This window comes from Pedobacter sp. ASV1-7, assembly GCF_040203335.1.
GTDB lineage: Bacteria > Bacteroidota > Bacteroidia > Sphingobacteriales > Sphingobacteriaceae > Pedobacter.
Map to the genome: position 1 here is coordinate 431,684 of NZ_JBEHBV010000003.1, position 14,184 is coordinate 445,867.

The 14,184-nt window shown below is 37.1% G+C and carries 13 protein-coding genes; 7 read left to right on the top strand and 6 right to left on the bottom strand.

The genetic code is table 11. The annotated features are described in order from the left end of the window. Nucleotides 1–214 precede the first annotated feature (214 nt). Entirely contained in the window at nt 215–1,813 is a 1,599-nt protein-coding gene (locus tag ABDJ41_RS09760) for an FMN-binding glutamate synthase family protein (RefSeq protein ID WP_349785784.1), read from the top strand. A 165-nt stretch (nt 1,814–1,978) separates the two neighbouring features. Here ABDJ41_RS09760 and ispG read toward each other — a convergent pair whose 3' ends face one another. Genes ispG through ABDJ41_RS09785 form a run of 5 tightly spaced genes read right to left on the bottom strand, consistent with a single transcriptional unit; the run spans nt 1,979 to nt 7,042 of the window. Beyond that, nucleotides 1,979–3,961: a (E)-4-hydroxy-3-methylbut-2-enyl-diphosphate synthase gene (gene ispG, locus ABDJ41_RS09765; RefSeq protein ID WP_502930328.1), complete on the bottom strand. Its 1,983-nt coding sequence runs from the start codon at nt 3,959–3,961 to the stop codon at nt 1,979–1,981. A gap of 46 nt (nt 3,962–4,007) precedes the next feature. Beyond that, nucleotides 4,008–4,622 carry an RDD family protein gene (locus tag ABDJ41_RS09770; RefSeq protein WP_349785785.1) on the bottom strand — a complete coding sequence of 205 codons (615 nt, stop codon included), beginning with the start codon at nt 4,620–4,622 and terminating at the stop codon, nt 4,008–4,010. A gap of 33 nt (nt 4,623–4,655) precedes the next feature. Continuing rightward, nucleotides 4,656–5,591 (bottom strand): toast rack family protein, encoded by a 936-nt coding sequence (locus tag ABDJ41_RS09775; protein ID WP_349785787.1) that lies wholly within the window; start codon nt 5,589–5,591, stop codon nt 4,656–4,658. 2 nt (nt 5,592–5,593) lie between these two features. After that, complete coding sequence (locus ABDJ41_RS09780) at nt 5,594–6,331, bottom strand: PspC domain-containing protein (RefSeq protein WP_349785788.1); 738 nt, start codon at nt 6,329–6,331, stop codon at nt 5,594–5,596. Between the two features lie 21 nt (nt 6,332–6,352). After that, nucleotides 6,353–7,042, bottom strand: a complete 690-nt coding sequence (locus tag ABDJ41_RS09785) for an SDR family oxidoreductase (protein ID WP_349785789.1) — start codon at nt 7,040–7,042, stop codon at nt 6,353–6,355. Nucleotides 7,043–7,225: 183 nt separating this feature from the next. Here ABDJ41_RS09785 and ABDJ41_RS09790 point away from each other — a divergent pair, with 183 nt between their 5' ends. From ABDJ41_RS09790 to ABDJ41_RS09805, 4 genes are read left to right on the top strand one after another with little or no spacing between them, the layout of a single operon-like run. Beyond that, nucleotides 7,226–7,960 (top strand): MlaE family ABC transporter permease, encoded by a 735-nt coding sequence (locus ABDJ41_RS09790; protein WP_349785790.1) that lies wholly within the window; start codon nt 7,226–7,228, stop codon nt 7,958–7,960. Next, complete coding sequence (locus tag ABDJ41_RS09795; protein ID WP_349785791.1) at nt 7,957–8,709, top strand: ABC transporter ATP-binding protein; 753 nt, start codon at nt 7,957–7,959, stop codon at nt 8,707–8,709. Before ABDJ41_RS09790 ends, ABDJ41_RS09795 begins: the two co-directional genes overlap by 4 nt. Nucleotides 8,710–8,720: 11 nt before the next feature. Next, complete coding sequence (locus ABDJ41_RS09800) at nt 8,721–9,605, top strand: class I SAM-dependent methyltransferase (RefSeq protein ID WP_349785792.1); 885 nt, start codon at nt 8,721–8,723, stop codon at nt 9,603–9,605. Between the two features lie 49 nt (nt 9,606–9,654). Beyond that, nucleotides 9,655–10,710, top strand: a complete 1,056-nt coding sequence (locus ABDJ41_RS09805; protein WP_349785793.1) for a hypothetical protein — start codon at nt 9,655–9,657, stop codon at nt 10,708–10,710. A 189-nt stretch (nt 10,711–10,899) separates the two neighbouring features. Here ABDJ41_RS09805 and ABDJ41_RS09810 read toward each other — a convergent pair whose 3' ends face one another. Beyond that, nucleotides 10,900–11,376: a DUF6702 family protein gene (locus ABDJ41_RS09810; protein ID WP_349785794.1), complete on the bottom strand. Its 477-nt coding sequence runs from the start codon at nt 11,374–11,376 to the stop codon at nt 10,900–10,902. Nucleotides 11,377–11,440: 64 nt separating this feature from the next. Here ABDJ41_RS09810 and ABDJ41_RS09815 point away from each other — a divergent pair, with 64 nt between their 5' ends. Both ABDJ41_RS09815 and ABDJ41_RS09820 read left to right on the top strand, forming a co-directional pair. Then, nucleotides 11,441–12,028, top strand: coding sequence for a HupE/UreJ family protein (locus ABDJ41_RS09815; protein ID WP_349785795.1), 588 nt, complete (start codon nt 11,441–11,443; stop codon nt 12,026–12,028). Nucleotides 12,029–12,052: 24 nt separating this feature from the next. Then, the gene (locus ABDJ41_RS09820; RefSeq protein ID WP_349785796.1) at nt 12,053–14,167 is read left to right on the top strand and encodes a M1 family metallopeptidase; all 2,115 of its coding nucleotides are present in this window, start codon (nt 12,053–12,055) and stop codon (nt 14,165–14,167) included. Nucleotides 14,168–14,184 lie beyond the last annotated feature (17 nt).

The following is a 14,184-nucleotide window of genomic DNA, read 5'->3' on the forward strand; positions in this document are numbered from 1 at the left end:
GTGTATTTTTTTGATTATGTTAAATAACATAGCGAGATTTGCCAAATGAATTCCAATTTCGCAAAAGACTTTATGATCTTAGCCCCGAATCAGTTAACGGCAATTATTAGATTCGGGGTCTAATCTTACTATATCAAAACATTATCAGTTGCCCCCCTTTGGGCTTTCACCGCTATTTTTTTTAGATCACTGGATAGCACACCATTATAAAATTATGGAAAATCACAAAATTCGTTCAATTATCGGAAAGACACTGCTTTGGATTGCTTTATCAGGAACAGTCGCACTTATTATAGCTGCCTTTTATCAGGCTTCTTCATTTTACCTTTTAATAGCACTTCCGTTAATAATAATAACTGCAGTAGGTTATGATCGCTTTCAATCTAAACATGCCGTTTTACGAAACTATCCTGTGATAGGCCGATTGCGTTACTTTTTTGAATCCATCAGACCTGAAATGCGTCAATACTTCTTTGAATCAGAGTTAGATGGAAAACCGTTTAACAGGAGACAAAGATCAATCGTTTACCAAAGAGCAAAAAATGAGCGGGAAACTGTGGCTTTCGGGATGCAGGTTGATCCTTATTTACAAGGATACGAATGGGTTTCACATAGTATTTACCCCAAAAAACTGACTAAAACTGATTTGAGAGTTAAAGTTGGAAGTAAAGACTGCACGCAACCTTACGACATGAGCATTCTAAATATTGGAGCAATGAGTTTTGGCGCTTTGAGTAAAACAGCCATCATGTCTTTAAGTCATGGAGCTAAATTGAATGGTTTTGCACATAATACTGGTGAAGGTGGCATCAGCCCGCACCACGTTAAAGGTGGTGGTGACCTGATTTGGCAAATTGGAACAGGATACTTTGGATGTAGAGACAATGATGGAAATTTCGATGCTTCATTGTTTCAGAAAAATTCCAGACGAACCTATGTAAAAATGATCGAGATCAAGCTTTCACAAGGCGCAAAACCAGGCCATGGAGGAATTTTACCTGCGGCTAAAAATACCCCGGAGATAGCCGAAATAAGAAACGTGGTAGCTGGCACAACGGTGATATCTCCACCTGCACATAGCACTTTTAATGACGCCTTAGGTTTAATGCATTTTGTAGAACAATTACGCAAATTATCAGATGGTAAACCTATTGGGTTTAAACTGTGTGTCGGCAGCAGAAATGAGTTTACTGATATCTGTAAAGCTATGATTGAAACAGGTATTACACCTGATTTCATTACCATCGATGGAGCCGAAGGAGGAACAGGTGCTGCACCATTGGAATATACAGACTATGTAGGTATGCCATTAATGGATGCATTAGCTTTTGTAAGTGAATCGTTAACTAAATTCGGATTAAGAGGTCAGATTAAAATATTGGCTTCAGGAAAAATCATTACAGGCTTTGATATTATGAAAGCTTTAGCTCTGGGAGCTGATGCATGTTATAGCGCAAGAGGGATGATGATGGCATTAGGTTGCATACAAGCCTTAAAATGCGACAGTGGAAAATGTCCTGTAGGTATTGCAACCCAAGACAAGAGCTTATTTAAAGGTATTGATGTGACTGATAAGAAGCACAGGGTTGCCAACTTCCATAAAAACACAATTCACGCAACAGTAGAGCTGATGGAAGCTTGCGGTTTTGCAACGCCTGAACATATTAATCCTGAATCATTCCATAGAAGAATTGACACAACTAAAACCATGAATTTTAAGGAAATTTACTTCAATGGTTCTAGAGATCAAGACTTAAAGAGTAAAGCGCAATTATCCAGGAACAAAGAACAAGAATTAATGTTTAGCGCTTAATAAAAAGACCAAAAAAGCAAAAATCCGGAATACATTTTCAAAAATGTATTCCGGATTTTTGTTTTACCTACACTGCACAATGTTTGAAACAAAAATCACCTTCTCAGAAAAGGCCTAAGGCGCTTTTGCCCTTCAGCAAAAGGTGCCAGACTTTGATGAGAATGGTTATTTTTGTACCCAGTTACCATCTTCCTTAATCAACTCGATTAAGTCATCCAGCGCACGTGCGGCATTTACATTTTTCTTTACAACTTCCTTACCTCTATAGAGTGTTATCTTATCAGGTCCCGTTCCAACATAGCCATAATCAGCGTCTGCCATCTCTCCAGGGCCATTTACTATACAACCCATAATACCAATCTTAATCCCTTTTAAATGATCAGTACGTGAACGGATCATTTGCGTAGTTTCCTGCAAATCAAACAAGGTCCGCCCGCAGCTGGGACAAGAAATATATTCAGTTTTAGAAATACGCGTACGTGTTGCCTGTAAAATACCGAAACTTGTAGAGTTGATTAATGACAACCCAATTGTTTTATCAGTACTAATCCAAATACCATCACCAAAACCATCAGTAAGTAGAGCACCTAAATCACTGGCAGCATGCAGCATAAGGTCATCTGCGCTTAGTCCTTCATAAGTTCTTTTGATAATTACAGGAACTTGAATATTATTTTTCACCAGATCTATAAAAAAGGCCCTTTGAGCAGCCATGCCATGAACTACATTGGTTTCCAGCAACAGGACAATATTTCCTTTCAGCATTGAAAAATCAACCTGCTCAGTGGCATCAACCCTAACCAGATTCAAATAATCATCCTTAATATCAGCATCAAGGTATTCCTTATAACTAAGTAGCGGATGACAATTATTCTTATCTTTTAATGAGATCCAGGTGGCATAATTATAAACCTGCTTCAAATTTCCTGGAAAAGAGAAAGAAGGAAGCTGATCACCAAGATATACAATATCACAAGCCTGATCTGCCATATTATATTTATCAAGACCAGCACTATATGAATATCCAACAGCCGATAAAAAATAAGGATCTTTTAAGTTTTCCGAACTCACATCAAGCATCACTACCGGATGGGAATGTCCGCCAATGTGCTGTACTGAAATACTTTGCCTACGGCTATATTCATATGGGCTATATGGAAGATCTTTGATTTCGATCCCAGTCTCTTCATTAAGGCGATCCTGCTCCTCAGACAATGTGGTTCGCTGTTCATATCTTAAAGCAAGCGCTTTTGCTACCGGTGCTTCAAATTCCGGATCTTCTGTTAAAGACACTCTGATGGTATCCCCCAATCCATCTTCAAGTAAAGTACCAATACCTACAGCTGATTTTATCCTGCCATCTTCACCATCACCAGCCTCTGTCACACCGAGATGTAGCGGATAATTCATCCCTTCTTTTACCATGGTTTCCACAAGCAGACGGTACGCCTGTACCATTACCTGCGTATTACTAGCTTTCATAGAGATTACCAGGTTATAATAATTCAGATCTTCGCACATTCGGATAAACTCCATTGCAGACTCTACCATTCCACGTGGAGTATCTCCATAATGGCTCATGATCCGGTCAGATAGTGAACCATGATTGGTACCTATCCGCATGGCTGTACCATATTCCTTACAAATCTTTACTAAAGGAGTAAATTTCTTATATATGCGATCCAGCTCAGCTTGATATGCCTGCTGAGTATATTCTATATTTTCGAATCTTTTTTTATCGGCATAATTGCCTGGATTCACCCTAACCTTTTCAACAATACGGGCTGCAGCCTCTGCTGCATTTGGTGTAAAGTGGATGTCTGCAACCAAGGGTACATTAAAGCCTCGTAAGCGCAGTTCCTTTTTAATATTAGCCAGATTATTAGCTTCTTTCATACTTGGGGCTGTAATACGCACATATTCACAGCCAGAATTTACCATTCTAATGGTTTGCTCTACTGTACCGATGGTATCCATGGTATCAGTAGTGGTCATAGATTGAATTCGGATTGGATTAAAGCCACCCATAGGAACATCTCCAATGGAAACCTCCCTTGTCAAGAACCTGGAATACTTTGTTAAACTGTTACAATACCCACCTTGTAATACATTTCTTAGCGCTTGTTGACCAACTATTTCTTCCATCATTTGTAAATCTGACACAAAGATAAAGATTATGTTTATAACTGTAATGTCAGATGAGCCGCTCTTTTACAACCAATGTATTAGCAATGATATCATGAAAGCATTGTTGCTTTTTGTTTAAAAAGCAATACAGATAACCAATAAACAGTGGCAATATTGAAAAAATCTTAGCAGTATTCCTTCCAAAAGATTTCCCGATTGTAATTCTCCGCCCTTCCATATCAGTGATTTTTATACGAAGCAACATTTTACCTATAGTCCCTTGTTTTTCAGACGATTCAGCAAAAACACCATAGATATACTTTGCAATAGGAATAAGTGGCAATCCCGAAAGTGCAAGCATCATTCGCTGTCCTTTTTCCTCTATCACAATAAAGCTTAACAATGCAAGTATTACGTAGGCACATAGCAATAAAAAATAATCAATAACTAATGCCAGCAATCGCTGATCAAATGAAGCAAAATACTGCGGTGCAGTAACCTGATATGTAAAACCAAGAAGCTCACGTAGTTCAGGTAACTCGTGAGCTTCTTTATAATCATCCATTCCTACTTTCCTTATAAAGGTTCCAGGTTGGATATTTAATCTTCTTAATTCTTCTAATTGATATGGCCCCTCAGGTTTACCATTTACAACAACCGTGTATTTAATATTATTATCCATATCGATGTAGTTCGTCGTGTTCCGACCCGAGGTTTAATATCTATTTACCTCAAAACTACTCAGCCCACCATCAAAATTAATAAATATTTTATTTTTTGATCCTTTATAATTTGGAGTCTCGTAGGTATTATCACTCAACTTAACGAAACCAGGAAACTCTTTAGCAGACAAACCTGTTTTTGCTCTGATCTGACATCCCGATTCTGAAGGAATTTTAATTTTCACTTCGGCAACTCCCGTTTTGACATTTACATCTGTAACTGGAAGCAAAGCCCCTAACTTCACATCAAGTGCAGCTGCCCCTCCGTCAAAATTGAACTCCCGTACCTTGTAATTTCTCAGATCAAAATCAATCTCTCCAGCCCCCATATTCACATGGAACTCCCAGATTGGTTTAACGTTTAATTTAATATCCACGTTATTATCTCCCCCATTCCATTTACCTTTCCTGGCCATCTTCAGGTCTAATATGTTTACGCTATCCTTAGTGAAATTATTTACCAATAAAAACTTTTCACCTGGAGGACTTATTCTCGCTGAGATCAGGCTATCTGTACTTCCCTTAAGATCAAAAGATGTACCCCCACCCGAAATATTAAGAACAGTTCGTTTTGCGGTCGAATCATTAGCATAGGGCAAATACAAATGTTGCTCATTAGTATCTTCGGTTTCATGCGACTCTATCCTTTCTTCAAAACGTTCTGTTACTCTATTTTTATGCGCTGGCGATTGCTGGCCTTTAAAAAATAGGAGAATTAGTGTAATAATTAATATAGCAATTGATACAACCCCACCTATCTGAGACTTATTTTTATTGAATAAGATATTAACCCCTGCAATGATCAGAAATATAGGCCAAAAGCGCCATACACTACGCCAATAAAAATCTATGACGTCAAAATTCTCCAATAAAAGCACCCCTCCTATAAAAAGCAGGACTATACCCCACATTATTCTATCCAGTTTCATAACTATATGTCTTTTTTAGTTGACGGATCATTTGTTTCATTATCTGCAGCCTGATCTGACGACGTATCAGGTGTAGCAGCATTTTCAGACGCAACAGGTTCAGCTTGTTTTTCAGCACTTGCAACAGGGTTTTGTTCTGAATTCACAGGCTGTTTGGCATTCTGTTCTTTCCAGCTTTCCCAGGCATTTTTATTTTTAGATTTAAGGATAAAACTGGCTCCGATTGCTACAAATAAAAGCGGCCATAATTTAGTTAGCTGAAACCAAAATGGAATCATGCCAAATTCATTCATCAGAAAATACAATCCAATTACTAATAGGAACAAACCTGCAACTGTACGTCCTGTTTCATTATTTTTTTGATAGGGCTTAAATTCACCCGTTTGTTTCCAGCTCTCAAAATTATCCTCTTTAACTGTCGATGAAGTCCAGTTTTGATAAGGCTTTGTACTTTCAGTTGTGCTTTTCTGGCTACTAAATGGTTTAGGCGATTGAAAAGGATTACTCTGATCTTTGAAATAATCATTAAATTTTGAAAACCTTGCTGCAGGATCATTGTTTACCGGCACTACAATCCACATAATAATATATACCAATATTCCCGTTCCCACCAGAAATATAGTTGAAAGTACAAATAGCAATCTGATAATGGTTACATCCACCTCCATGTACTCAGCAATGCCCGACGATACGCCAGATATCACTTTGTCATGTTCATTTCTAAATAATCTCTTTTCCATGATAATTTCCCTCCTGTTAATTTAAAACTGTAATGGTTTCAAAACTATCTCATCAACATTCACACCCGCACTTAAGTTTAAAATAGTGTATAATGCATTGGCTATATCTTCTGGTTGTACAAAGCGCTCAGCTGGGATATCTGTTCCTTCCCATGAAGAAGTCAAAGTAGAACCTGGTAATATGGCCGTTACCTTTACATTGTATTTTGATAGTTCTGCTCTCAATACATCATTAAGACTTAACAAAGCCGATTTAGTTACAGAGTAACTTCCTCCATTTTCTACAACAGTTTTAGACGCAATTGAACAAATATTAAAAATATGCCCTGACTTGCGCTCACGCATCATTTTCCCGAAATATTTAGACAAATAATAAGCTGCATTCAGGTTTAAATCTAATTGTTTCTGAAGAATATCATCCGTTTCATCCAACAGACTTCCAGGTAAATATGTACCAGCATTATTCACGAGTACATCAATTGTTCCCATTTGTCCTTTTACTTCATCGCAAAAACCATATACTTCTTGCTTAACACTACAATCGGCCTGCAACGCAATTATTTTTACCCCGGTATAATTCAGATCCTGAGTAAATTGTTCCATATCATATTTGTTTCTTGAACATATAGCTAAATTGTAACCGCTTTCGGCCAATTTAATCGCAATGGCTCTTCCTATGCCTTTAGTTGCTCCGGTTATAATTGCATTCATTTATAAAAACCTATTAATGTATCGCAATAATACAAAAAAGGTCATCCCCCAAAAACTTTGTGGCAAAAGATTTGATAGTTTCCTTATTAAATCCGTTTGTACAAGGCAAACTTATCAGGTTTCGACTTTTTGTTGTTTCTTTGTGTTATTATTGCGTAAATACTACAGTTAATTTTTCATTGCATGAATTTCACCAATTTTGGCAGATACCTTCTTTTATTAAAGGCTGTATTTAGAAGACCTGAAAAATTTAAAATATACTTACAAGCCATTTTTAAACAAATGGACTTCATCGGCGTTGGTTCTATAGGGCTAATTGCTATTATATCTACTTTTATTGGTGCGGTAATGACTTTACAGATCGCTTTCCAATTGGTAAGTGATTTAATTCCAAAAACCATTATTGGCTCGGTTAACCGTGACTCCAGCATCCTTGAATTAAGTCCAACCATCACAGCTATTGTACTAGCAGGTAAAATAGGCTCCGCCATTTCTTCTGAGATTGGAACAATGCGTGTAAGTGAGCAAATTGATGCATTAGAAATTATGGGCATAAATTCACCAGGTTATTTAATCCTTCCTAAAATTCTTGCAGGCATTACTATGGTACCATTTCTGGTTATTATGTCTATGTTTTTAAGTATTTCTGGTGGCTATATTGGTGGAACCTTATCTGGTGCTGTGACCCCTGCCGAATATGTACAAGGTATTACGACCGACTTTAACCCCTATACTATTGTTGTAGCTTTAGTTAAGGCATTTGTATTTGGTTTCATCATTACATCGGTCCCTGCTTACGAAGGTTTTTATGTAAAAGGTGGAGCCCTCGAAGTTGCTCAGGCAAGTACAAGAGCAGTAGTTGTGAGTTGTATATCAATTCTTGCCTGTGATTACCTTATAACCCAGTTATTACTATGATCGAGATTAAAGACATTTATAAATCTTTTGGAGACAATGAAGTATTAAAAGGTATCTCAGGGAAATTCGAGGCCGGGGTAACTAATTTGATCATCGGTGGATCTGGATCTGGAAAAACTACTCTTCTAAAATGTATGATCGGTTTACATCACCCTGAGAAAGGTAGTGTAGAATACGATGAAAGAGAATTTACTAATATGAACTTTGAAGAAAAGATCGAGATCAGAAAAGAGATCGGTATGCTTTTTCAAGGTTCTGCACTCTTTGACTCTATGACTGTTGAGGAGAACATCATGTTCCCTTTAAATATGTTTACTGAACAAAGCCGTAAAGAAAAACTTGAAAGAGTTAACTTTTGTCTTAAAAGAGTAAATCTGGAAGGGAAAAACAAATTATTCCCAGCTGAACTTTCTGGTGGTATGAAAAAAAGGGTTGGTATTGCACGTGCTATTGCCATGAACCCAAAATATCTTTTTGTCGATGAACCGAATTCAGGACTAGATCCAAAAACATCAATTGTAATTGATGAATTGATTAAGGAAATAACTGAAGAATACAATACCACAACAATTGTTGTTACTCACGATATGAACTCGGTAATGGGTATTGGCGATTATATATTGTTCCTTCATGAAGGCAAAAAATTCTGGGAAGGTTCTAATAAAGAAATAGCCCATACTGATGTTCAAGAACTAAACGACTTTGTTTTTGCCAGCCGCTTTATGAAGGCTGCAAAAGGGAAATTTTAATATACTTTTTTATGATAAGCCTGCTAACCCCCACTCATTGGAAAGATTATGAGTTAATTGATTGTGGTGATTTTGAGAAACTGGAACGTTTTGGCAATTTAGTTTTGTCCAGACCAGAGCCACAAGCTGTTTGGAAAAAAACACTATCGGAGTCTGAATGGAAAAAACAAACACATATCCGGTTTAAAGGCCGATCGGCTACTTCTGGTGAATGGATCAAAACTGCAAACCAAATCCCGGACAGATGGAACGTGCAATATACTAACGATGATGTGACCATTAACCTGCGCCTTGGATTGACATCTTTTAAACATGTTGGCGTATTCCCTGAACAGGCTGTCAACTGGGATTACATTTCTTCTTGCGTTAAAAAAATTAAAGCACCTAGTCCTAAAGTATTGAACCTATTTGCTTATACCGGGGCAGCATCATTAGTAGCTAAAGCTGCTGGTGCAGATACCACTCACGTAGATTCGATAAAACAAGTTGTAAACTGGGCCAATGATAACCAGGAACTATCTAATCTAAAGGACATTCGTTGGGTATTGGAAGATGCTTTAAAATTTGTAAAGAGAGAATTAAAAAGAGGAAAAAAGTATAATGGCATCATTTTAGACCCTCCTGCATTTGGACATGGTCCCAATGGTGAAAAATGGAAACTTGAAGATCATATCCAGGAAATGATGCATGATGTAGTGCAATTATTGGATGAAGAAGAGCACTTTTTAATACTCAACACTTATTCTTTAGGATTTTCTTCTGTAATAGTAGAAAACTTGATTAGAACATCATTCCCTAAAGTAAAAAACCTGGAAACAGGTGAACTTTATCTTCAAGCTACATCGGGTGTTAAGTTACCACTTGGGGTTTTTGGCAAGTTCAATAGTTTTAAATAAAACAAATATTTACATTCATATTTTTATTCATTTTAGCTAAAAAACACCTATGAAAATAACACGCCTCGCAGGCATTCTTTTAATTAGCACAACTGCATTAGGCATATTGGCCAGTTGCGCCTCAGATACAAAAAAAGCTAACGGACAGACAAAAATAACAGCTGATGGTGATACGGTTGCTGTTGAAACAGAAGCCCCTACTGATACAAGTCGTACGCCAGTTGACACTGCAAAATATAATGCCATACTAACAAAACTTACTAACGGAGACACTACTGGCAAATGGCCGGTAAAAAAACAGCCTTATCCATTAGCCGGAGCTATTCTTCCATTTAAACGTATTGTGGTTTATTATGGTAATTTACACTCTAAGAAAATGGGCGCATTAGGCGAATATGCTCCTAAAGAAATGTGGAGTAAGCTAAATGCGGAAATTAAGCATTGGGAAAAGGCAGATCCTTCTACACCTGTACAAGCTGGCCTGCATTATATAGCAGCTGTAGCAAGTGGAACTCCCGGTAGAGATGGAAAATATATCAACAGGATGGCTAATAGCCAGATTGATTCAGTTTTAGCAATTTCTAAAATGCGCCCTAATACAATTGTCTTTTTAGATCTTCAGGTTGCATTGAGTAATATAAAAGCTGAGTTACCTCATATTGAAAAATATCTTCAATTGCCTTATGTACATTTAGGGATTGATCCTGAATTCTCCATGAAAGATGGCTCTATACCTGGACGCAAAATTGGCACTTATGATGCTGCAGACATCAATTATGTTTCACAATATCTTGCTGACATGGTAAAAAAATACAACTTACCTCCTAAGGTTTTTGTAATACACCGCTTTACAAGGAAGATGGTAACAAACTATCAGAACATTAAGCTGCGTCCTGAAGTACAAATTGTAATGCACATGGATGGATGGGGAGAACCTGAATTGAAAAAAGGCACTTACCGCCATTTTATCCACTCAGAACCGGTTCAATTTACAGGCTTTAAATTATTCTATAAAAACGATCTTAAGAAAGCTCCAAATCGTTTGATGACTCCGGAAGAATTGCTAAAGTTAAAACCTGCACCTATATACATACAATACCAATAAGAATAGAGTCTCTTATCAAAATAAAAAACAAAGGGCAGTCCGTTTGAACTGCCCTTTGTTTTTTATTTTTCTTTTGCTATCCTTTTGCTATTGTTTTGCTACCCTTTTGCTATCCTTTTGCTCAGACCAATAGAATAGCATAATAGATACATATTAATTGCTGTAGAAATATTCTGATCAGACCAGATATCAATAGGTAAAAATCACTTCCTTTTTAGGGTTATCGAGCTTAGTACTTTTCCTTTTGCCGTCAACAATTGCGTGGATCATATTACTCTGTGATGAGTGCTGATCAAAAAGAATATCATTCTCAATATGGAATTCTTTTATAGCTTTCACTTTTGGAGTTTCAAAATAACACCAGGCTGCATCTTCCTCTATTTCATAACCCTGAAATTTTAAATCAAGTGCTTTCCCGTTTGCCTTAATTTTCAAATGATCTTTAATGTATATTGCAATAAGGCTTTCTATTTCTTCTCTATTGGATGGCTTTAAAATATTAACTTTCTTCTTGTACTTACGCTCTAATACTTTTTCAAAGTCATCAAAGAAAACCCTTACGCTAACCTGTACTGTACCTGTACTTTTATGATGTACAATCTCCGTAACACTTACATAAAAGGGATGAAAAATATTTAACCAAAAAAGTAAGAGTAATTGCGGCATTTTGCTTTTATTAATTATAATAAGGATATTGCTTTAATAATTAGCGAATTTACAAAAATATTCAATGCAGGATTTCCCCCTATATTTTCAGTTAGGCTGGCAACATATTTTAGATTGGCAAGGTTATGATCATATCCTATTTATAATTGTACTTTGCAGTATGTATACAATTTCTGACTGGAAAAAAGTACTGATACTGGTAACTGCTTTCACCATTGGCCATAGTATTACATTAGCCTTAAGTATATTTAAGGTCATAAGTGTAAACACACCATTAATTGAATTTCTTATTCCAGTTACCATCCTCATTACCGCCGCTTCAAACATCATTAGTAAAAGACAGAAACCAAAAGGACAAAAATTTAAATATTCTATGGCTTTATTTTTTGGCTTAATACATGGTTTAGGATTTTCTAATTACCTAAAGAGCCTTCTTGGCAAAAGCAGCAGTATAACTACCGAATTGTTTGCTTTTAACATAGGTCTGGAATTCGGTCAGCTTCTAATCGTTGCGGGAATTATCACAATCTCTTTCATTATGATTTGGATTGTAAAAATTAAGCGATGGGATTATAATTTCTTTCTTTCATCGGCTATATTTGGGATTTCATTTGTAATGGCAGCAGAAAGATTAGCTGTGCTAATTTCATAATCAGATAAATACCTAACACACCCTATGACTAAAAATCTTGTATTTTTTATTGTCTTAATATTTAGTACAAATGCTTTCGCTCAGCACATAAATAATCCCGGGTCCAATCATGGGAACAAATTTGAGCAACTTGGTACCATTATATCCGACCCAAACATTTACAGATCTGCATCTGGAGCTCCAGGACCCGCATATTGGCAGCAAAGGGCAGATTACGAAATTGATGCTGAACTGGATGAAAAGAATCTGCGCTTAAATGGTTCTGAAACCATTACCTATTATAACAATTCTCCTGATCCTTTAAGCTATTTATGGGTACAACTCGACGAGAATCAACATAAGGCTAGCAGCGATAACAAATTGACTGAAAGAAGCAAAATATCCAAACAAATGGACTATAAAGCTTTAAATAATATAATTAATCCGGAAAACAACCTCGGCGTTCAAATACTAAAAGTAACGGACGAGAAGGGAACAGCTTTACCTTATACCATCAATAATACCATGATGCGTATTGACCTCCCTTCGGCTTTGCAACCCAAACAAAAATACAAGCTAAGAATAACCTGGAATTACAATATTGCTAACCGTATGATTGATGGTGGCAGAGGCGGTTATGAATACTTTGCAGAGGACGACAATTACCTGTTTACCATAACACAATGGTTTCCAAGGATGGCTGTTTACTCTGATTTCCAGGGATGGCAAAATAAACAGTTTGAGGGAAGAGGTGAATTTGCCCTGGCTTTTGGCAATTATAAAGTTAATATGACCCTTCCTGCAGATCATGTTGTGGGCGCAACTGGTGAATGTCAGAATTATGCCCAGGTACTAAGCTCAACAAGTCTAAAAAGGTGGAATGCAGCACAAACAGCAAAAGCACCTATAGAAATTATTAATCTTTCAGAAGTTCAATCTGCAATAAGCAAAAAATCGTCTGCAAAAAAAACATGGACATACACAGCTGAAAATGTAAGAGATTTTGCCTGGGTATCATCACGTAGATTAGTTTGGGATGCCATGGCTACCCACATCAATGGAAAAAAGATCATGTCCATGTCTTACTATGGTCCTGAAGCTTATCCGCTTTACAATAAATACTCTACTAAAGTTGTTGACCATACTCTAAGAGAATACTCTAAACATACTATACCTTATCCGTATCCTGTTGCTATATCTGTGGAAGCAGCAAATGGGATGGAGTATCCAATGATCTGTTTTAACTACGGCCGGGCTGAAAAAGACGGAACCTATACCGAAGCTATAAAGCATGGAATGATCAGTGTCATTATACATGAAGTAGGACATAACTTTTTTCCAATGATTGTAAATTCGGATGAGAGACAATGGTCTTGGATGGATGAAGGATTAAATACATTTTGTCAGTACCTGACTGAACAAGCCTGGGATAATAATTATCCATCTCAACGCGGCCCAGCACATAAGATTACAGATTACATGAAGATGCCTAAAGATCAGTTGGAACCTATCATGACTAACTCCGAAAACATCATCAACTTTGGACCCAATGCCTATGCGAAACCGGCTACGGCTTTAAATATTTTAAGAGAAACAGTAATGGGTAGAACACTCTTTGACTACGCCTTTAAAGAATATGCAAAGCGATGGGCTTTTAAGCACCCTACCCCTGCCGACCTATTCAGGACGATGGAAGACGCATCGGCTGTTGACCTTGACTGGTTTTGGAGAGGCTGGTTCTTTGGAACAGATCCGGTAGACATTTCTTTAAATGATGTTCGTTATCACAAAATGGACAGCTTAAATGTAGCCAATGAAAGCAAAAAGAATTTTTATGAGCTTGACTTCTCCAACATTGGTGGATTAGTGATGCCTATTATTATTGAATGGACATTTGTCGATGGAAGTAAAGAAATTGACCGCATTCCTGCTTATATATGGAGGAAGGACGAGAATAAGGTTACTAAGGTATTTGCGAAAGATAAAGAAGTAAGATCAGTTCAGATAGATCCTTATCGTGAAACCGCCGATATTGATGAGAGCAATAATTCATGGCCCAGACAAAGTCAACCGACAAGATTTGAGTTATTTAAAAAGCAACAAGCGCCGCGTGGATCATCTGCAGGGACAAACCCTACGCAACAATCCAGGCAACGCTAGTATATAAAATAACTTGT